General features: G+C 35.1%; 19 protein-coding genes. 6 read left to right on the forward strand and 13 right to left on the reverse strand.

From position 1 onward, the window contains the following. Positions 1 to 29: 29 nt before the first annotated feature. Together HUW50_RS24610 and HUW50_RS24615 are read right to left on the reverse strand one after the other, a co-directional pair. Positions 30 to 1,004, reverse strand: a complete 975-nt coding sequence (locus HUW50_RS24610) for an aldo/keto reductase family protein (protein WP_066327110.1) — start codon at positions 1,002 to 1,004, stop codon at positions 30 to 32. Positions 1,005 to 1,330: 326 nt separating this feature from the next. Next, the gene (locus HUW50_RS24615; protein ID WP_066327621.1) at positions 1,331 to 2,431 is read right to left on the reverse strand and encodes a PRK06851 family protein; all 1,101 of its coding nucleotides are present in this window, start codon (positions 2,429 to 2,431) and stop codon (positions 1,331 to 1,333) included. A 168-nt stretch (positions 2,432 to 2,599) separates the two neighbouring features. Between HUW50_RS24615 and HUW50_RS24620 the strand changes: the two genes are divergently transcribed. Then, positions 2,600 to 2,902 (forward strand): hypothetical protein, encoded by a 303-nt coding sequence (locus HUW50_RS24620; RefSeq protein WP_185653446.1) that lies wholly within the window; start codon positions 2,600 to 2,602, stop codon positions 2,900 to 2,902. 14 nt (positions 2,903 to 2,916) lie between these two features. Then, entirely contained in the window at positions 2,917 to 3,339 is a 423-nt protein-coding gene (locus HUW50_RS24625; RefSeq protein ID WP_066327125.1) for a VOC family protein, read from the forward strand. A 99-nt stretch (positions 3,340 to 3,438) separates the two neighbouring features. Here HUW50_RS24625 and fabF read toward each other — a convergent pair whose 3' ends face one another. The 7 genes from fabF to HUW50_RS24660 all read right to left on the reverse strand — a co-directional run bounded on the left by fabF (position 3,439) and on the right by HUW50_RS24660 (position 10,599). Next, positions 3,439 to 4,674 (reverse strand): beta-ketoacyl-ACP synthase II, encoded by a 1,236-nt coding sequence (gene fabF, locus HUW50_RS24630; RefSeq protein WP_066327126.1) that lies wholly within the window; start codon positions 4,672 to 4,674, stop codon positions 3,439 to 3,441. A 199-nt stretch (positions 4,675 to 4,873) separates the two neighbouring features. Continuing rightward, entirely contained in the window at positions 4,874 to 5,311 is a 438-nt protein-coding gene (locus HUW50_RS24635; protein ID WP_157094296.1) for a DUF6376 family protein, read from the reverse strand. A 116-nt stretch (positions 5,312 to 5,427) separates the two neighbouring features. Continuing rightward, the gene (locus tag HUW50_RS24640; protein ID WP_157094297.1) at positions 5,428 to 5,574 is read right to left on the reverse strand and encodes a hypothetical protein; all 147 of its coding nucleotides are present in this window, start codon (positions 5,572 to 5,574) and stop codon (positions 5,428 to 5,430) included. A 24-nt stretch (positions 5,575 to 5,598) separates the two neighbouring features. Further along, positions 5,599 to 7,308 carry a M56 family metallopeptidase gene (locus HUW50_RS24645; RefSeq protein ID WP_185653447.1) on the reverse strand — a complete coding sequence of 570 codons (1,710 nt, stop codon included), beginning with the start codon at positions 7,306 to 7,308 and terminating at the stop codon, positions 5,599 to 5,601. Between the two features lie 21 nt (positions 7,309 to 7,329). Then, positions 7,330 to 8,421: a LolA family protein gene (locus tag HUW50_RS24650; RefSeq protein WP_066327129.1), complete on the reverse strand. Its 1,092-nt coding sequence runs from the start codon at positions 8,419 to 8,421 to the stop codon at positions 7,330 to 7,332. Between the two features lie 4 nt (positions 8,422 to 8,425). Further along, positions 8,426 to 9,892 (reverse strand): HAMP domain-containing sensor histidine kinase, encoded by a 1,467-nt coding sequence (locus HUW50_RS24655; RefSeq protein ID WP_066327138.1) that lies wholly within the window; start codon positions 9,890 to 9,892, stop codon positions 8,426 to 8,428. Beyond that, positions 9,889 to 10,599, reverse strand: coding sequence for a response regulator transcription factor (locus HUW50_RS24660; protein WP_066327141.1), 711 nt, complete (start codon positions 10,597 to 10,599; stop codon positions 9,889 to 9,891). Before HUW50_RS24660 ends, HUW50_RS24655 begins: the two co-directional genes overlap by 4 nt. 615 nt (positions 10,600 to 11,214) lie before the next feature. Here HUW50_RS24660 and HUW50_RS24665 point away from each other — a divergent pair. Then, positions 11,215 to 12,543 carry a YncE family protein gene (locus HUW50_RS24665; RefSeq protein WP_185653448.1) on the forward strand — a complete coding sequence of 443 codons (1,329 nt, stop codon included), beginning with the start codon at positions 11,215 to 11,217 and terminating at the stop codon, positions 12,541 to 12,543. Between the two features lie 743 nt (positions 12,544 to 13,286). Here the strand turns inward: HUW50_RS24665 and HUW50_RS24670 are convergent. The 3 genes from HUW50_RS24670 to HUW50_RS24680 all read right to left on the reverse strand — a co-directional run bounded on the left by HUW50_RS24670 (position 13,287) and on the right by HUW50_RS24680 (position 17,621). Then, positions 13,287 to 15,647 (reverse strand): FdhF/YdeP family oxidoreductase, encoded by a 2,361-nt coding sequence (locus HUW50_RS24670; RefSeq protein ID WP_066327152.1) that lies wholly within the window; start codon positions 15,645 to 15,647, stop codon positions 13,287 to 13,289. Between the two features lie 262 nt (positions 15,648 to 15,909). Next, positions 15,910 to 16,269, reverse strand: coding sequence for a Na-translocating system protein MpsC family protein (locus HUW50_RS24675; protein WP_066327155.1), 360 nt, complete (start codon positions 16,267 to 16,269; stop codon positions 15,910 to 15,912). Between the two features lie 80 nt (positions 16,270 to 16,349). Next, positions 16,350 to 17,621, reverse strand: a complete 1,272-nt coding sequence (locus HUW50_RS24680) for an L-lactate MFS transporter (protein ID WP_066327157.1) — start codon at positions 17,619 to 17,621, stop codon at positions 16,350 to 16,352. A gap of 648 nt (positions 17,622 to 18,269) precedes the next feature. Between HUW50_RS24680 and fdhD the strand changes: the two genes are divergently transcribed. The 3 genes from fdhD to HUW50_RS24695 all read left to right on the forward strand — a co-directional run bounded on the left by fdhD (position 18,270) and on the right by HUW50_RS24695 (position 20,534). Continuing rightward, on the forward strand, positions 18,270 to 19,061 hold the full coding sequence (fdhD, locus tag HUW50_RS24685) for a formate dehydrogenase accessory sulfurtransferase FdhD (RefSeq protein WP_066327164.1): 792 nt from the start codon (positions 18,270 to 18,272) through the stop codon (positions 19,059 to 19,061). A 180-nt stretch (positions 19,062 to 19,241) separates the two neighbouring features. Continuing rightward, a complete protein-coding gene (moaA, locus tag HUW50_RS24690; protein WP_083964461.1) occupies positions 19,242 to 20,291 on the forward strand; it encodes a GTP 3',8-cyclase MoaA in 1,050 nt (349 codons plus the stop codon). 9 nt (positions 20,292 to 20,300) lie between these two features. Beyond that, the gene (locus HUW50_RS24695) at positions 20,301 to 20,534 is read left to right on the forward strand and encodes a 50S ribosomal protein L7ae (protein WP_185653449.1); all 234 of its coding nucleotides are present in this window, start codon (positions 20,301 to 20,303) and stop codon (positions 20,532 to 20,534) included. 178 nt (positions 20,535 to 20,712) lie between these two features. Here HUW50_RS24695 and HUW50_RS24700 read toward each other — a convergent pair whose 3' ends face one another. Next, the gene (locus HUW50_RS24700; RefSeq protein ID WP_066327186.1) at positions 20,713 to 21,231 is read right to left on the reverse strand and encodes a DoxX family protein; all 519 of its coding nucleotides are present in this window, start codon (positions 21,229 to 21,231) and stop codon (positions 20,713 to 20,715) included. Positions 21,232 to 21,337 lie beyond the last annotated feature (106 nt).

Raw genomic sequence — 21,337 nt, forward strand, 5'->3', positions numbered from 1 at the left:
CCTAATTCATTGGTCCGCCCTTCTTTTGATCATCTTAATGGAGCAAAACCTTCCACTTTCTTTAATGTTTTCTCGATCTTTTCTAGTACATCAGCTTGAAGGTTGACTTGAACAGCCTTTACATTTTCTTCAATCTGTTCCGGTCTACTTGCTCCAATTAATGCAGAACTGATTCCTTGTTTTCGAAGTACCCATGCTAATGAAAGCTGAGCTAATGAAATATCAAGCTCCTGAGCTATTCCCTCTAGATCCTGAACACATTCCAACACATTTTCTTTCAGATAACTATTGATAACACCATTAACGTTATCGTTTGCTGCTCTGCTTTCTTGTGGAATTTGTGTTCTCGGCTTGTATTTTCCTGTTAAAATGCCTTGTGCAAGTGGAGAAAATACAATTTGCCCAATTCCCTCTTCTTCACTAACTTTTAGTACCTCGTCTTCTATGTAACGCTCAAACATATTATAAATTGGTTGATTTGATACAAGTGGATGAAGATTCAATCTTTTACTAATTCCAGCAGCCTCCTTAATTTGTGCTGCACTCCATTCACTAACACCACCATAAATTATTTTCCCTTGGGTAATTAAGTCATCAATGGCCCTTAGTGTTTCATCTGTAGGTGTTTGATCATCATATCGATGGCAATAGTAGATATCGATATAATCCATACCGAGACGTTTTAAGCTCGCTTCACATTGTTCCATTATATGTTTTCTAGATAATCCGCGATCATTTGGTCCTTCTCCCATTGGAAAGAATACCTTTGTTGATAACACGTAATTTGACCGACTGTAAGGCTTTAGTGCGGCACCCATTGCTTCTTCTCCAGCACCTCGGTTATAGGCATTTGCTGTATCAAAAAAATTAATGCCGCACTCAAATGCTTTTCTGATACAAGCATCAGCTGCTTCTTGTTCTGCTGCCGTTCCATATGTAAGCCAACTACCCAGACCAATCTCACTCACCTTTAATCCGCTATTTCCTACACGCCTATATTTCATTTATCTGTCCCCTAACCCTTTAAAAGATTTTACTTCTATTAAACTAGTAAGTATTATTTTGACTATAGCACTATATAAAATTCGCGATTTGACGACTTATCCCTTTAATATTTGCATGTTAAATAATTAATTTTCGTTTAATAAAAATCTTTAAGGGTATTGTCCCTCCTATATATTTTCTGCCTAAGCTTAACTTTTACTCTTTATATGCTGGATTTTATTATTAATATACAGTATCTTTCTTGCAAATTTCCTAAACTATTAAAGTTTAACAACATCCCTCAATGTAAAAAGGACGAATTTTAAACATCCGTCCTTTTTCATTATTAACATAACTTTGTAATATATAACTCAACTTCACTTATTAGGCTTTGTTGAATCTCCTCTACCTTCATAAAATCCATTGCATCAACATAATAACCCTCTAATTCATCCCTTAATTCTTTTGCCTCCGCTAGGTAAGAAATTGCTTCCTTCATTTTATCTTTGTATGCTTTTGTTGTTCTTGCAATGTCACTTGCAAATTCTTCATCCGTTCCAGGAGTTATACATCTTTCATACATATCAATAACTTCATCTGAATCTCTATCAGGGAAATACTCGTGTGGTGCCGTACTATCGAATATAGCAATCCCCTTTTCTCGTAGTATAACCATATCAAGACTATTTGGATCAAAGCCACAATGGTATACTTCTACATCAAAGCCCTTTTCCTCACCGGCAGCAACGATCTTCTTCAGCATGGTCGATTTGCCAGACCCAGCTCTTCCTTTTATAAAGTACCGTTTTTCAATATCTTCAGTTAAATTTTGAATAAAATCAACAGCTCCAAGAGGAGTTGCTGCACCTAAAAACCGATGCTTTATCTTTGGAGATTTCGCTAAAGCATTCTCACCATAAAAGAGATTGATCAATTCCTCTGTGAGTTTATTTGCTTCTGAAAAATCCATATTTGAAATATAAATATCTTCTATGTCATCATGAGCACATAAAGCTTCAGCAAATGTTTCATACGCTGTCTTAAACTTAATTGATATCATCTCATTAAGTCCAAGGATTGCCGCTTTATTTGCAGATAGTTTTTCAGAATCCCAGGCCACTCCTAAATTTACATACTCTTCGATAACACCGGGTGCTTTAGGTTCAATTATATGTGGTGCTGTTCCATCAACGATCCCTATCTTACAGGTAGGGAGAATAACTCCATCTATTGAATTGTTATCAGAAGCACAATGCAAATAGTCAATATCAAATCCTTTACCCTCATATATCTCGCCAATCTTTTTCATCAATGTGGATTTCCCAGTACCAGGACCACCTTTTAAAATAAACAATCGATCTAAATCCTCTAATACTGAGTCATAAAGGCTAAAAAACCCTTTAGCCGTGTTACCTCCAGCATAATAATGACGAATCTTTGCACTCATTGTATCACCCTTCCACACCTTTTCTCCTAACATATGTAGATTATCTTACAAGGGTGAATGCCTATTTCTTATAAAATGTAAGATTTTGCAGCACTACCTGTGTTTATTGCCGATTAAGCTACATTTTCGATATAATGAATTATATATCAATTTAAAGGGGTAATCCGATTGAATTCAAAAGAAATGGAAAAACAAATCATCGCAAACTATCAACGAGATGAGCATATGATGATCCTAGTGTTTGCACAATGGTGTGTTAACAATGATCTAGATCCAAAAGAAATTTATTTACGAGCATATCCAGAACAAGTGAATAATGCTGCGCTTCAACAAGCGATTGAGTTAACAGTACCTAAGGAAGAATCAAGCGAAATTCCTAATACGACCTTATTTAATGTTTTATCCCTCTTTGGAAATGAGGATCTAGCGTTTATCGTATCAGAGGAAATAGATAAAATAAAAAAGAAGTAACAATAGGAGTAATTATGAAGAAAAAAATTGATCATATTGGCATTGCTGTTAGGGACTTAGACAATAGTATATCTATCTATGAAAATGTTCTAGGTGGAATATTAATCGATCGTTATCAAAGTGATGCAGTTGGTGTTGAGAGTGAGATTGCTATAATGGAAGTGAATGGTGATCGAATTGAATTATTATCACCAACAAATAATTCAACATCCCCGATTGCGCGTTTTATTAAGCAAAAGGGCAAAGGTGTCCACCACATCGCCTATCAAGTCGAGAATTTGGATGAAGCAATCAAAGAACTTGAAGTTAACGGCATACGTATATTAGAGGGTTCTTTACGAAAAAATAAACACGGTAGAAGATTAATTTACTTAAATCCCGCTGACACTGAAGGAACGATCATTGAATATTGTGATTATCCAGACGAAACACTTTGAATAAAAAAATAGCTTTAAAAAATGATACCCCAATACAATCCAATTTCTAAACACAAAAAATGATCTGTTGCTACAGATCATTTTTTGTGTTTACTTTCATTAGTATCTTTTAAATACTAATGTTGCATTATGGCCACCAAACCCTAAAGAGTTAGATAAGACTACATTCACTTCTGCCTTTTGGGCAACATTCGGTACATAATCTAGATCAAGTTCTTCATCTGGTGTTGTGTAATTTATAGTTGGAGGTTTAATTCCATCTTTAATAGATAATAACGAGATAATCGCTTCAACTGCTCCAGCAGCTCCAAGCATATGCCCTGTCATAGATTTAGTTGAACTGATAGAGAGTTTATAGGCATGTTCACCAAAAACTTCTTTAATAGCCTTTGTTTCATATAGGTCATTATAATGTGTGCTAGTACCATGTGCATTGATATAATCAATATCTTCTGGGCTTAGATTAGCATCACTTAAAGCTAACTTCATGGCACGTTGCCCACCTTCTCCTTCAGGTGCGGGTGTTGTAATATGATAAGCGTCACCTGTTGCTCCATATCCAACGATTTCTCCATATATCTTAGCATTTCGAGCTAACGCATGCTCAAGTTCTTCTAAAATTACAATACCTGAACCTTCCGCGATGACGAAGCCATCACGATTTTTATCGAACGGGCGACTTGCTGTTTTTGGATCTGGATTCGTTGATAGAGCAGTCATATTAGCAAATCCTGCAATTGTCATGTCTGTAATTGCAGCCTCAGCACCACCTGTAATCATCATATCAACATCCCCATTTTGGATGACGCGAAACGCATCTCCAATTGAGTTTGCACCAGAAGCACATGCTGTAACTGAACAATTGTTAATTCCTTTGGCACCAAGCTCAATCGAAACACGTCCTGAAGCCATATCTGGAATAAACATTGGAATAATAAATGGACTAACACGTTTTGGTCCTTTCGCTAGAAATCGTTTATGTTGATCTTCGAACTCGTCAAGTCCACCAATTCCAGAACCAATCCATACTCCTACTCGTTCTGGATCAACATGTTCGCCGATTTGAATACCTGCGTCATTTACAGCCATCTTACTTGCTGCTATGGCTAGATGTGTAAATCTCGCCATTCTTCTAACTTCTTTAAAATCGATAAATTCTTCTGGTGAGAAGTTTTTAACCTCACCAGCAACTTTCACATTAAATTGGTCTGAATCAACTCTCGTTAAAGGCGCTATTCCTGAGACACCATTTTTAATATTTTCCCATGTTGTAAACGCATCATTTCCTAATGGAGTAACTGCTCCAATACCTGTAATGACAACTCGCTTTTTCATATTGCTTCTCCCCTTATGCATCTATCATAATCTTTGATTGTTTGTGAATACTAGCATTGTTTTTATTAAAATAAAAGATGTTGATACCCATACTAACACAGTTTACGTATACTTGATAAATTATGACTAGGTCATAATAACACATATATATTCTATAATAACTTTTAATAAAAAAAAAGCCTCACATACTGTGAGAACTTTATAGTTCTAACTTTTCAATAGAGTCTAACAGTGATGTTACATCATTCACTGTATTTATGATTTCAGAATTCTCTAGTTTTTCAAGAGCTAGTTCTCCATTTTCCATAGCTGTATTTATCTCATCAATTAGTGCTTCATTCTTGGTTACTAAATCTTGATGAATATCTTCTGCAATAGCAGGAGCTTCTATAGTATTAAACTCATTAATATCTTCAACCAGTGTATTCAATTGATTTTCAAGATCTTGCTTAACTTCTGGATCAACTGCAGCATCTTGAATTAGCTGTGGAGCTTCCTCTGCAAAATCACTTAATGAATTTATATAACTCTTAGCTTCATTTACATAATCCAAAGAATTATTAACCTCATCTAATAAAGAACAGGCGCTCAGCATCATTGTTGCTAGAATAAGAATTACAGAAACTACCTTTTTCAATGTTTTCTCCTCTCAACTTTCGTATGAATTTTGTTGCTCTTTATTCATACGATTAACTTTGTAAAAAGTTTCACCTTTTTTATTACTTGTTGTAATTAGCCAATTCCTTACTATATTTATAATGTTAATGAAGGAGCACTAAAAAAGATTAACATTCCACCAATAATACCAAGTAACACCCCAATTGATGTGTAAGAAGCGAGGTAAATACCTATCGGGAAAATAAGTGCTCCCAGAATAAACAACCCTTTAGCCGACTTCAATTTCTTCACCTCAGTGTTAAATTATTATTTCGAAATAGATTCTTTCAGTCGTTCAGTAGCCCATCGCTTTAGAATACCTTTCCCCCAACCATTCTGATTTGTTGCCAACGAGCTAACTCGCCAATACATAGGTGGATGAGGCATGAATTGAAATTCTATCATTCTCCAAATCCAAGTTGCTCTTTCTAAGGAGGATTTATCTTTTTTTGTTTTATCTTCAGACATACTATATGTTAACGATTTATGGATTTCTTCATCCTGTGCTTTTGTGAGAATTCGGAAACTGTCAGCCATTTGATTACGTCCACCCTTTAGTAATGAAGCACCTAAATGATCCGCCCTCACTTCCATCCACTGTGAAACAAATGATTGATAAATTGGGAAAATGAACATAATGGACCAAATGAGAAGAAACAAAGGGATCCTATAAGCATCTATATCATGGATATTTTCTTGAATGAAAAGAATGACAAAGAGAATTAAAATGATATAAACTGCGCGCCAGATCTGGCCCCACATAATATCTCTTTTCTTAATATGGATCGCCTCATGAGCAAGAATCCCCTCAATAACCTCAATCGGCAGCTTTAAAGTAGCTGTTGTCAATGTAATCATACCTTTTCCAATATTCATTCCAGTTGCAAGTCCGTTATATTCTGAAGACTCTGTTTCATAAATCCGGGTTTGTGGAATACCTGCTTTTTCAAAAATATGTTGGGCTATATTTATTAGTTCTTGATTCGTTGTTTCTTTCGCATCCATTGCAACCTTTAACACCAGATCAGAAATATATAGATTGAATCCCCAATAAATTATTGCAATCGTTACCATTAACCAATTAGGAATATTTAAAAAATATAATAATAGGAGCAGTCCTGTATAAGCAGATACACCCTTTACAGTTGCTGCAAAATAAAACTTTCCAAGTAATCGTTTCATATTCCTTTTATGATAAAAGGGTAACACCATAATCTGCTCATCTACGCTGTCTTTTAACCCTCCTGCTCCAAACACACGCTTCCATTTATCCACATCTTTCAACGTCATATAGACTGTCTCACCTGGTAAAGATAGTTTTAATACACTTTGCGAGCTTGTCGTAAAGTCAGTGTTTGACATGAAAAGTGTTAGTAATGGATGAAGTTTTAACATATCGACTGCTGACTCAATCTGAACCAATTTACAATCATGGATTGAAAACTTTCGTAAGTCATACTTTGAAACAATATAAACCATTTCTGTATCTTTGCAATAATAAATTCTTACATTTTTATAGACAAGAATTCTTTTTAATAATTCGGTTATGGCTGTTAGTAATCCAAAAGAAATGATATATTTTAATGGGCTCGCTTCAGGACCAAATATGAGAAAAAGAATGGCAAAGATAAAAATGATTAATGTCATACTTATATCTAAGAAGATCCGTTTTATCTCTCTATGCAACTCGATTTCTTCCACACTATGAACTTGTAATTCTTCCTGAATTTTTTCATATCTGACATGTCCTGATGTAAGAGTTACCATTGAAAAATAACTACTTGATATAAAGGCAATATAAATAAAACCGTTAATAAAAGAATGTTCATAGAATACATATCCGATTGCAAGGATACCTGATGTTATTTCAACAATATACCCGAATTTCTTGTTGCGCTTTCCTGAAATAATACCAGCTGATTGAATCATACATCCCATAAAAATTGATAATAAAATCCAGCTTAAGCTAGGAAACACTTTCTCACCCACTTCTTAACTTTATGAAATGTCCTTTTCTGACTTATACTGCATGCTTTCTGCCATCTCAATAACCTCTTCGATCTTGAGGGATGGATCCTCGATCATAATAGAATATCGTAAGCCATCTTCATCCCAGCTAAGTATTCTGAGATCTTCAATTTCCATATAATCAGCAATGTGACCGCGTACCTTCCATTTACTTTCTTCGATCTCCATGTCTTTACCCACCGGAGTTGGAAAAATTGATAAGCTCAATGATGATACTTTATCTTTCGTATAGAGAATAGCTACCTCTGTTCGATTTAGTTCACCTTCTAATACATTCCACTCAATATGGTGAATTTCTTGATTGTCATCACTTAAAAGTAAAAATGGTTGTCCTAAAGCTTGTTCAGCTTCTTCAATTGTACCTGAGTTCGTTGGAAACTCTGTTTCAATTGGAGATACCTCTACATCTTCTGGTAAGTTCACTTCAAACGTTTTATCGGTAAATTGCGGTGTAAAATCGACTTCTGAATATTCGATTTCAGTCCGAATATCACCTGAGTTGGATATAACCTTCACTATAAACCATGTTTTTTTATCAACCCAAACCTCCATCTCGCCAAATAAAGAATCCTTTGAATTAGGGGTAATCTTAAGATGGTATGTATCCAAACCAAGCACTTTTTCCTCACCCACAACCTCATGCTTATGGGTATCTTTTATATGCTCTAGGAAACTAGTTAATTGCTCCTTCTGTGTCATTGATGTTGGTAGATCATCTGCTGTGATATCTGCTGATAATGCTTTTTTACTCTCTTCATCATATGTAATAAACGTCTTCCCATCATTATAAGCAAATGCCTTCTGATCATTCCTCTTATGATCAGTTGTTACCGTTTTCCGTTCGCCATTCTTTCCTACATATTCTTCCATAGTGGAATATTCTGTTTCTTTTTCATCTGTAAAAATCTTTAAAGTCGCTTTACCATAATAGTCATCAATTTTTTTCCCTGCTTCAAGTACATTTGAAACAATTTCTTCTGAAGATGCTGCTGCTTCATTTGTGCAACCTGATAATAACCCAATCGTAAGTGTCGTACCAATTAAGAAGTTAATGATTCTCATAATTTTAAGCTTTCCTTTCTTTTATCCAGCAGGCTACTAGTGTCCCGTAACCTTCTTTTGAAAATAAGTTTATTTTACCTTCGTGTTTTTCGATAAGCATTTTCGATATACTTAATCCTAAACCAGAGCTACCACCTAGACCTCGGGCACCCTCTACTTGCAAAAATGGCTGAAATACTTGTTTTTGTAAGTTTCCAGGTATTTCATTGCCTTGATTTTGTATAAGAATGATCGTACCGCCTTGGCGCCACTCATTTAGCTCATTGATAAATGGGGAAAAGACCCAATTGGGAAGTGGTGCACGATAAGATATTGCAGCTAACCAAATCAAATGATCTGATTCTGTATGCCTAATCGCATTTCCCATTAAATTATCAACAATGCGCATCATTTGCTTCACATTTACATCATATTGACCGTTGGTATTTTGCTCGATGTGTAAGTGAATATGTTTCTTAGCGCATGGTTCTTCATATCCAGATAGGAGCATGTCAAAAAATTCTTGGCCATCCACCTCAACTAAATCGATTTTTTCTGGTGCTGACTGGAGAGCAGTATAAATTGTTAAATCGTCCAGCATTTGTTTCATATAATGTAATTTTTCAAATAAAATCGTTTTATATTCATACTGTTCTTTTTCCGTTAATCGCGTTTCATCTTGCAATGCTTCAGTATAAGCTTGAATAACTGTTAAAGGCGTTTTTAAATCATGGGATAAAGCTGCAACGATAAATTCTTTTTCTTTTTGTTGAATCGCAAGTTCTTCTCGAGTTTGTTCAATTTGTCTGCGCATCCTATGAAAATGAGAAAATAGCTCTCCTATTTCATCATTTGTTTTTTTGTTAGGATTGGTAACTGTTTGCCCATTAGCAAAAGCCGTCATTTCCTTTTGCAGGATTGTTAATGGTTTATTTAATTTTCGATTTAATAGAAAAACTACTAGTGTATATAAAATAATGAAAAAGCAGCTCATTAAAACTAAGAGAGTTATAGAACGATCATTTACTCCATTAACCCATTCTTTCCTGGCAATTGTTACTTCGTATAAACCAATGATTTTCCCATCTTGAAAAACTGCTTTTTTCAATGAATACGATCGATGCTTCTTTTGGATTTCATTTAAACTTTTATAAAGAGTTTCAACATTACTTCTCTGATAAAGACGATTTATTGAAGGATCCTCTATTGATGAGTAAAGAATAATTCCGTCTGGTCGATATAGTGTAATTTTGACGTTTTCATTTGCAAACTTACCTATTTTATCGTAGTTTTCATTTGGCTGAATTTTATATAAAAGCCCATCTTCTAATATTGGTTGCATTTCAATAAGTCGATTTGAAACATTTATATATTCGAGTAAATCATGTTTTTCATCATAGCTAGAAATACTAACGTATAGAAAATAAAGAGCAATTACAGGAAGAAGCATAACAAGTAAAAAGCTAATTATTAGCCAATATTTAATTTTCATATTAGTACTTCACCTATAAATCGATAGCCAACTCCCCATACTGTTTGAATAAACTTTGCAGAGCGAGATCCATCATTTAATTTTGATCTTACACTTTTTATGTGCACTGTCACAGTATTGTTCCCATCAACATCTTCTTGTTGCCAAATATGCTCGTAAAGCTCTGATTTTGAAAAGGTTTGAAAAGGATTTTTCGCTAGCAATAATAGCAAATCCAATTCCTTTGATGTGAGCAAAAGAGGTTCATCATTTAAGTAACAAATTTGTTTTGAAAAATCAATTCTAAGACCATGTTCATATTTCGTACTTTTTTCTTCCTCCGGTCTATTTAAATACCGGTGATATCTTCTCAAATGAGAGCTAATTCTTGCACTAAGCTCCTCCAGACTAAACGGTTTTGTTAAATAATCATCCGCACCTAACTCTAGTCCGCGAATTTTGCTTTCATCTTCATGTCTTGCACTTACAATTAATAAAGGTATATCACTTTCAAGGCGAATTGTTTTGCAAAGCGTAAAGCCATCCATTTCTGGCAACATTAGATCTACCAAAATAAGATCATAACTATCCTGTTTAAAATCCTCCCATCCTTCCTTACCAGTAGAAGCCCAAGTAATGTGATACCCTACTTTTCTTAAATGATCACAAACAATTCTGGCAATTTCTTTATCATCCTCGACTAATAATATCGAACCAAGATTTTTCATAAATGTATCCCTCTTTCAAATCCCATTATATACAAAATAAAATGCCTACTTTAGATTCTTTATAATTACTTAATAATTATCATGAAAGGAATGATAAGAGTAAAGGATAAATATAACAATCGAGTGGTTCTGGTTCATTGGGTGGTGACTTTTGAGGTAAAAAAACAATTGTTAATCTTTATTGAAGAATAGGTTTTTATATTTTTCATTCAATCAAAAAACAACCAATGCCCTTCATATATATGAACAAGCAATGGCGTACCGCTAGCATAATATAAAGTATGATGCTTGCAATGAATATACAAAGAAGGTGAGTTTCGTGTTATTAAAAGGCTCTTTTCTAAAAGATTGTTGTTTTTGAACAAAACTGATTAGGTTGATTGGAACGGATATGCGAGACTCCTGTGGGAGTAGCGGGACAGATGAGACCCCGCAGGCGCTTCGCGCTGAGGAGGCTCAACGCCCGCCCCACGGAAAGCGAGCATCCTCTCGCTGCAATCAACCAACCCAAAACTATTTTAAAAGCAACAAAGTTTGCGAAAACAGCCTATTAAAATAACAATTTCTTGGAAGATTAAAATGCAAGAACTTTCATGATGTAAAGGGGTGGTATTCATGGTACCTTGTCAAGGTACAAATGAACATACGAAAGACTTTGAGTTTTCAATTAAGATTCCGGATGGATACGCACTGAGTGAATATGAGTTAAATGCTGATGTGACATTAAATACAGATCAGTTAATATGTGTAGCCAAACCTTGTGAATTACAGGAACAGGATGAATCATATCCAGTCTATGGTGTTCGATTGCAAGGAAAACTTTCGATGTTAGCTAGTTTTTCTCCTGTTCACAATCAGTATGGGCAAGGAACTGCTGCTATTTCAAAATTTCATACCATACCAATTAATCAAATTATTTATTACACATCAACCCAAACAATCTACTATGATTTCAACCAGATTACTGTTGAAAGTATGACAGTAACCGAATCACTAAATGAGAATACACTCATCATTAACGGTGTCCTCTCACTTATGCAGGAACATTCGGATCTTGATGTTTATGCATTTACAGCAAATCAAAATGACAACACATTATCAGTCATCGATACATCTAGAATGATACTCCTACAGCCAATATCCCTTTCTTATCCCCCAGATAAAATAGCAATTACTCCAGATAAAGCATACACTTTTGTATTACATTCAAATGACAATGCTGTCACAATGATTAGTAATGATACACTCTCCGTTATCACTGTTTTCTCTATAGACAGAGCAAATGATATTGGCTTCTCCCCTAACAGCCAAACTGTTTATATCCTTAGCGGTGTGTCGGGTACAATTACTGTTATTGACATGGAGACTCAAGTGATTTTAAATACAATATCACTCACTGGATCAGGTTTTTCGAGTATTGCCATTGATCCAAACGGACAATTCGCTTATATCGTAAATTCTTTAGCATGGAGTATACTAATTGTTGATTTAAATTTAGCGGAAATTGTAGTGGTTCAACCATCCACTTCCGATTATCCTTATTTAATTGAAATAGATCCGTTTGGTAGTTTTGCTTATATTTTAGGAGAAGTTCCTTTAGGTGGCTCCACGATCAAGATTTTTGATTTGTCATCAATCACCTTTATTGATGCGGCATTATTTAGTAATCATCTCGATTCGTTCCTTTCTTTTTCACCTAATCAATCTATTGCTATTTTAGGAGCTCAAAAAAGCGATGAAATCTATATTATTGATACAAGCCAGCATGAGGTAATAGGAAGCTTTTCTATTGATAATCCAGGAAGTGCAGCATTTACACCTGACGGAGATTTTATCTACATTTCACAGCAAGAACAAAATACAGTCACTGTCCTAAGTGCTGTAGATTTTACATTAATTGCAGTGATACCAGTTGGTGCATCACCTATAAGCATTACCATATGAATTTCCTCCTACTGTGCAATTAAGTGAGGAGATTTCTGGCTTAATCGTCTTAAAAGAAATTTTTATATTAATTGGTAACATAGTTCGATAAAAATCTAGAAACCTAACTTTAAAAACGACAAACGTTTGAAAAAATAAAATAAAAAAGCACATCACGTAAAGTGAAGTACTCTGTTTAGGATTGCAATATGTATAATTGTTTTACTCTTTTATTACTAACCATTTCAAAAAGTCCTGTTCAGATTTGGTTAAGAATCTCCCCAAGTCTTCTGAAAAATGAATATATAATTCAATATACCGTTTAGCCTTATCGTCCATTATGTACCCCCAATGATTTTGTAAGCATTTTAATTTTACCATGTTTTTAGAAATGTGGAATCATAAAATTTAAAATATTTGAACAGGGATACTTATATTAGTTTTTATTTTTCTCCAGCATAAATGAACAACTAAATTTAACATGGCCTTTTCCTTATATACAAGCTTGAAAAATATTGTCACTTTAACCACATATATAAGTCAAAATATAGGTAACCTAAATACAGTATAGACTTTCTAAAAGGTGGTGACTTTATTATGAAGAAGCTTCTTGCTATATTATTGGCAGCACTTCTTGCTACATCTGTCGTTGCATGTGACGATGCACCAGGTGAAGATGAAATAGGTGATGGAGAAATAAATGATGAAGAATAAGTAGATAAAGGGGCTGACACTTACCGCTCATTAAGTCAGCCCTATATCTCTTATTGAGGTATATCAACTTCTAAATCTTCAATACGTTTCTCTATATATTGAACGTCCTTTCTGGCATTATAGCGATCCGCCTTTTCGACGGTTACGGTTATATTATAATCTGGGATACCAGCATACTTTTCATACCTACCTCTTGGTAATAAGAAATTCCCTTCAGGAAAGTGAACTTCCAAGTTACCTCTTGCGATATTCACAAATTTCGCTTTGCCTTGGAAAACGCCAAAGCCATTATAAACAACAATACCTTCACCTTCAGCAATACTCAAATGACTAGCATCTTTTGCATTCATAAGAACATCATACCTACTTGCACCATTAAATGGGTCTGTTTCTTTATAAACCATTGAATTAAATTGCTTTCCACGACGTGAAGTGACAATAAATTGACCTTCTTTTTTCCCTAAATCAGGTATATCAATTGAGATTAACTTTCCTCTTCCATCTGGTGTTGGACAGATTCCGCCTTCACATAGCCACGCTCCACCCCATTGGAAAACATCACCTTGTTTCTTTAGATGCTGAATTCCTTCATAATCCTTATTCGCTTTTGCAATTTCATCGCGAATTTCTTGACCTGATTTGAACTCAACAAGGTGGGCAGTATCGGGTTTTACTCGTTTTGCTAAATCAATATAAATCTTCCACTCAGCACGTGCCTCTGCAATCAGGTTTTTGTTCCCTTCAATCTCTGGTGAGAAGTAAACCATACGTTCTGTCGATGTTGATGTACCTCCACCTTCTTGTTCATAGCGAGTTTTGGCGGGAAGGACAATGACTGCTTCCTTTGCATCAACTAAGGTAGAAGTATTTAGTATAATGTCCTGGTGAACGCGTATATCTAGCTCAGATAACGCCTTTTCGACAAAATCAGGGTCAGGCATTGTTTCTAAGAAATTCCCTCCAGATAAATAATATAACTTTATTTTTCGCTCGTGAATGTCTGGAAGGACGATATTTTCAAGTGTAACCCCAACAATATCACCTTGCCATTTAGGTATTTCAAATCCCCAAATTTGCTCCATTCTGTTAATGTTTTGAGCATCAAAACCACTACCAGGTAAAACAAATGGATCTGCCCCCATTTCCCCTGAGCCCTGGACAGAAGAATGACCACGAAATGGCATTAAACCGTTATTTTTGCGTCCTAAGAACCCACGCAAAAGCGCAAGATTAGCAACTTGTGAAATATTATCAGTTGCAAAGGAATGCATTGTTAATCCTAATGACCAAGCAAAAACGGCGTTTTTACTTTTTGCCAACAGCTCAGATAATTCAATAATTCTTTCTTGTGTCACACCCGATGATTTTATGATATCTTCCCATGATTGCTCTTCAACTTTAATCTTTAGCTCTTCATAACCATTAACATGTTCTTGAACAAATGTATGGTTTATCGCAGAACCATGATTCTGCTTTTCCATCTCAAACCAATGCTTCATAATTCCGTGCATTAAAGCAATATCTCCCCCAATATTGACTTGATAGAAGTCATCTGCAATTTTCGTTCCAAACAATGCAGACTCAAGATTTGAAGGGATCCAATATTTGTCCATTGCAGGTTCACTATATGGATTAACGACAATTATTTTTGTCCCTCTCTTCTTTGCTTCTAACATATATTTCGTTGAAACAGGTGAGCTGTTTGAAGCAACACTTCCCCAGAACAAGAGGACATCTGTTCCAAACCAATCTTGATAATTTGCAGTTGATGCACCTACACCAATGGAACGCTTTAAGGCGGTTTTACTTGGCGAATGACAAATACGTGAGGCGTTATCAATATTATTTGTTCCTAAAAATCGAGCTACCTTTCCAGCTACATAATAAGACTCGTTGGTAATCCCTCTTGATGTTAGATAAAACGCATATTGTTTTGGGTCTAATTGCTTCATCTTAGTTGCAATGACATCCATCGCTTCATCCCAAGAAATACGTGAGAATTTCCTTTCTCCTCTGCGACGTATAAGTGGATATGGAATACGTCCCAACTTTCTTAAATCGGTACTGCTATATTGGCGCAATTGATCAATGTCAGCATGAATGATCTCTTCTTTTAGTGCTGGCATTGTATTTAAACGGAGCACGTTCATTCTTGTTGTACATAGATGTGGTCCTTTTAATGTCTGGTCAAAAAGTCCAGAAACTCCTAAAGCACAACCATCACAAACACCTTTTGTTAATATTCGTGTTGCATAACCAATGTTATCTTTATTATCCCAAGCAATTTTCATTGTATCGCGAAAATGCTGTGGTTTAACTTTTCCTAGACCAAACGGTATTGGACTAACCCAGTGTTTAGGTTGTGGTGTTTTTGTCGCGTTTATTGGTCCTTGATGCTTCGTCTCTCCCAATTGAATCACTCCTTATCTATTAAAAAGATGGAAAGAGAATCTTTTTTACAAGTCGTAACTAGAGATCATTTATACTAATCTTTAATAAATATGAGAATAACTTGCTTAATAGGCTTCTTTTTCATTTAGGAATACTCCTTGTTGCTAATACTCTTAATAAATGATCCCTAAACAATGAAAAAACCACCGTATCCCAACATTTTTATGTTGGGATTCACGGTGGTTAGTCTTTTGCAGGGTCGCTACCAAGTGCCATACCTGTTTATTTAGAATATTTTTGATGAAGATCTTCATCAAAAACGAATATTGACATTCCGAAATCTCTGTCAATATCTATATCTACAAAAAGGTCTACAAACTTACAACCTAAGAATTCTTCCATCTCAACTGGAGGATTCTTTCTGTACATTTGTTTTACCATTTCGGTTCTAGCTGATCGCAGCGCTTGTTTTCCTTCATCTGCACTAGCAATAAATTTTTCAACAGGAGATAAATTCCCTTCCATTTCACAGATGGCCCAGTTTTTACAAAAAGTCGTTGTAATCTTACTAGGGCCCTTGCCCATATGCTTCTTTCTGAATGAACGAACAATATTACTAAATTCTGCTTCGTACTTATTCATGATACCATGATACCCTCCTACCTACTAGGGGTAATAGCATGAGGTATTTTACCACATTTCTACTTAAGATGGAACATAAATTATCCAGCGATTGTATTTCTTGAGCTTTTTGATGCATTTTTTTGTCTAAGCTTTTGAATATCAAGACGAATTAGTATTGAAACAAGTAGTGCTATGATAAACAATCCTGAAAAAAACGTTAAGCTTGTAGCATAGCTTCCTGTTGTATCCTTCATCCATGCTGCAAACATTGGACCTGCTAAACCTGCCGCTGCCCAAGCAGTTAAAATATAACCATGAATTGCACCAAGCTGCTTTGTTCCAAATAAGTCACCAATATAAGCTGGAATTGCAGAGAATCCACCGCCATAACAAGTATAAACAACGGCCAACATTACTTGAAAAAGAATTGCTTCACTTGTATGAGGTAATAAAGCAAATAAAACAATTTGCAGAACAAAGAAGGTTGTATATGTATTCGGCCTTCCAATGTAATCAGAAATTGATGCCCAGCCGATTCGCCCTAGACCATTAAAGATCCCCATTACCCCAACAAGGGCAGCAGCTTCTACTGTTGAAAGTCCAATACTTTCTTGAGCAAGTGGTTTTGCAGCTGAAAGAATTGCAATTCCACATGTAACATTTATAAACAACATTATCCATAAATAATAGAACCTTGTTGTTTTAATCGCTTCATTTGCTGTTAATTGAGAAAGATCTTCTTTAATTCTTGATTTTCCTGATTGAACCTTTTCTTTGAAGCCTTCGGGAACCCAATCAACTGGTGGTTTTTCTAAATATAAGGATGATAAAGTCATAATGACAAAATAGGCCGCTCCTAAAATATAAAATGTATTAGCAGTTCCAACAGTTTTGATTAATGAATCCATAATTGGACTACTAATGGCTGCTGCAAAACCAAAGCCCATGATTGCAAGTCCTGTCGCAAGCCCACGTCGATCAGGAAACCATTTGATTAATGTAGAAACAGGTGCGATGTATCCTACTCCAAGTCCAATTCCTCCAAGCACACCATAAGTAACATAAAGTAATGGTAGTGAACCTAAATTTACAGCTAAGCCAGATCCAATTACTCCAATTCCAAAGAAGCCAGCAGCAAGTAAACCAGCAGCCTTAGGGCCATATTTTTCTACAAAGTGACCTAGAAACGCTGCAGACAACCCAAGAAATAATATTGCTAAACTAAATGTTAATTGCACTTGTTGTGCGGTCCATCCAAATTCATTCATTAATGGATTTGTAAAATTACTCCAAGCATACACTGATCCAATTGAAATATGGATTCCAACGGCAGAAGCAGCGATAAGCCAACGATTTTTTGTCTTTTTCACATATACATCCCCTTAATTAAACATGGTGTTGCTAATTTCTAAGCTTACAATATCAACTTTAGTCCCGTGTTCCCCACATTACTGATTAGGTTCCTCTCACTGTGTCACCATCAAAAACTCACTTCTACTACGAGCTCATTAGTGTTTACCAAACATAAGCAAAAGATTCAGAATTTAATAGTATCATAACACTAAAGAAAACCGTCAATCTCCGATAAAATATGCAAATTAAATATGCATATCATAAAGGTGATTGACGGTTAGTTTCAAGCAGGATTCGCTACTATCGGACCAACAATTAATCGCTTACATATTTGTAACAGTTTGAGCCGCAGACAGGATCGCTATCCCGAAACAAAATGTTACAAATTCTTGAACATTGTAAAAAAATACTACCATGTTAACATTTGTTAAGCAAGCTAATTTTATTGTTTTTACAATTCTTTTGGGCTCTGTTAATGCTAACTATAGTTTTTTTTACTTTGTTGATTGTATTCGAACACCTGCAGCGGAAATCAACAACCAGTTTTACAGATCCTTATTTTAAAAAAAGAAATATTTTTAGTATAAATTAGGTAACCTTTTATACTTGTTTAATAAATTATTATATGTTTATACTTTAGTAATCTTACAAAACGGGTGAAGTTTATGATAAAAAATATTAGTGTAAATCAAAGAATCATAAAGTATACAAATGGCCAATTAGTAGAAACTGTGGATGATATTGTAACTGAATTCCCCTTAACAATCTTTGTGAATGATCAAGAATTTGCTACGATAGTCTGTACCCCTACTCATTTTGAAGAAATGGTGATCGGTTTTTTAGCTTCTGAAGGTGTAATCCGGTTTCATAAAGATATAGACTCATTAAATATTGATGAGGATGCTGGATATGCACATGTTAAATTACATGTTGATGTAACAACAAGTCAACAGTATTATTCGAAACGGTTTATTGGTTCTTGCTGTGGTAAAAGCAGACAATTTTATTTTCATAATGATGTTCGAACTGCTAAAACTTCAACTTCTAAACTAACTATTTCTCCTTCCCAATGCATAAACTTGATGAATGAAATGCAAACAAGTAGTATTGTTTTTCAAGAAACTGGTGGCGTCCATAACGCTGCCCTTTGTACATCCGATAAATTGATTGTTAGTCGAACTGACATTGGTCGTCATAACGCCTTAGATAAATTATTTGGATATAGTATATTAAATCAAATGCCAACAAGAGAAAAGATCATTGTTTTTAGTGGGAGAATCTCGTCAGAAGTTTTGGTTAAGGCAGCTAAAATTGGAGTAGGAATTGTGTTGTCTAAATCTGCGCCAACAGACCTGGCGATCAAACTAGCTGAAGACTTAAATATTACAGCTGTCGGATTTATTCGTGATCAGTCATTTAATGTCTATTCTCATAAAGATAGAATTGTAAATATTTAAGCCGTTTAACTATAAATTTCTTTAGCGGTAACACTAGATTTGGCAAACACTTGCAGCAAAGTGTTTGCCAAATCTACATATAACGAACTCTTTATTGCTCTTGGGAGAATCGGTTTATAAAGCTTTAGAGCAAATCAAATGCAAAAATGTGAGAAACTTCACACACTTAAGTAATACTAGATGATAAACTATAGAGGGAGGGATTTTGTATTGAAAACAACTAACACAATCAATGATTACTTTAACCGCCCCCTTCGTGACCTACGAATTTCCGTTACAGATAAATGTAATTTCCGCTGTACTTATTGTATGCCAGCAGAGATATTTGGACCTGATTATCCTTTTTTAAAAAGAAACGAACTATTATCCTATGAAGAAATAGAGCGCCTCACAAAAATTTTCGTTCATTCTCTAGGAGTTCAGAAAATCAGAATTACAGGTGGCGAACCACTAATGAGGAAGGACTTACCTAACCTCATTAATAAGATAAAACAAATAAATGGTGTTTGTGATATTGCCATGACAACAAATGGCTCTCTACTACCAAAACATGCTCAAGCTTTAAAAGAAGCTGGTCTAAGTCGAGTATCAATTAGCCTTGATTCGTTGAATGACGAAGTATTTGGCAAAATAAATGGCCGTGGTGTTACTGTAAAAGCTGTCATGGATGGAATTGAAGCAGCAGCTGAAGTCGGTTTAAAAGTGAAAATTAATATGGTAGTAAAGCGCGGAATGAATGATCATGAAATTATTCCAATGGCGAAATATTTTCGTGAAAAAGGCCATATTCTACGATTTATTGAATATATGGATGTTGGCAACACAAATAAATGGAATCTAAAAGATGTATACCCCAAAAGACAAATTATTGAAGATATCGATCAAATAATGCCTGTTGAAGCAATCGATCCGAACTATACAGGCGAAGTAGCTTCTCGCTATCGCTATATCGGATCTGATGCTGAAATTGGTGTTATATCATCTGTGTCAGATGCCTTTTGTTCCACTTGCAACCGTGCTCGCCTTTCTGCAAATGGAACATTGTATACATGTCTATTTGCTTCAAAGGGACATGATTTACGTGACCCTTTAAGGTCCAAGTTATCAGATGAACAATTAGCAGAGTATCTTCAAACCATTTGGCATGGTAGAAAAGATCGCTATTCTGTTGAACGAAGTGAGTCTACTACTAAACGGACCAAAATTGAAATGTCTCATATTGGGGGCTAAGGAGGAATAATGGTGAATTCATGTAATTTAGATCATACACTAGATGATGTAAAGAAAAAACTTGCGGATCAAAGACCTTTTTTATTACCCACTACTGCGGAAAAATGTTCACAGTACCTTACAGCTACTCAAAGCCAAAAGAACCTAAATGAATTGTTCCATTTATTAAAAAAGTATGATTTAGCTTCTGATGAAGAAAGAGAAATTCGCAATCAAAAACTTAATGTTTTTTTTCAAAAATAAATATTCGGAAATAATAAAAAGGATAGAGGACTATCCTTTTTATTATTTGAATAACGATCATTTTTAAAATTAACGATTAAAAATATCCCCTTTCAAGATGATTGTTAGGAACATTTTGTCATGTTCACTTGATCTTCCTGTAAGGGGATTTTTAATTTATTTTATTAACGATTTGTAATTAATGAGCAGGAATGTGTTCTGGCTTTCTAGTATTTTTATGCTTGTGACGACGATTAATCATTCTTTGTTTCAAATATGGAACTAAAATTCTATCTGCCCCGTAGTAGTATGCTGCAGTATTTGCTACCATTAATAAGATGGCTACTGTATAAAGCACAGGGTTCGTGCTTGTTGTACCTGCTAGTAAGAAGTTTAAATTCATAAATGCTCCTGCAACTAAAGCTGGAATTGTTGCAGCTCCTATGATTAATCCTACACCAACTAGGACTTCTCCGAAAGGAATTAATATGTTAAACAGGCCGATATTAGGAAGAGCAAATGCTTCAAGGAAGTTTGCATACCATCCTTGTACGACAGGATGATCTCCTCCCGCTTTACCAATAGCCCCGTGTACAAAACCAGTTGCATCAAATCCTCCGGTTACTTTATGGACCCCTGCTTCTAACCACTGAATACCTAACCAAATACGTAATACAGTCCAAATCATTGCCATTCTCGGTCCTCTTAACCATTTCATCGAAAACCATCTCCTTATATTTTGTGAATGTTTTCACAATTCATTCTAAAAAAATTGGAAGCTAGCTAGCTTATTTAGTAGAAAGTTTGTGATTGTTTTCACTAAC

The organism is Metabacillus sp. KUDC1714, assembly GCF_014217835.1.
Lineage (GTDB): Bacteria > Bacillota > Bacilli > Bacillales > Bacillaceae > Metabacillus > Metabacillus rhizosphaerae.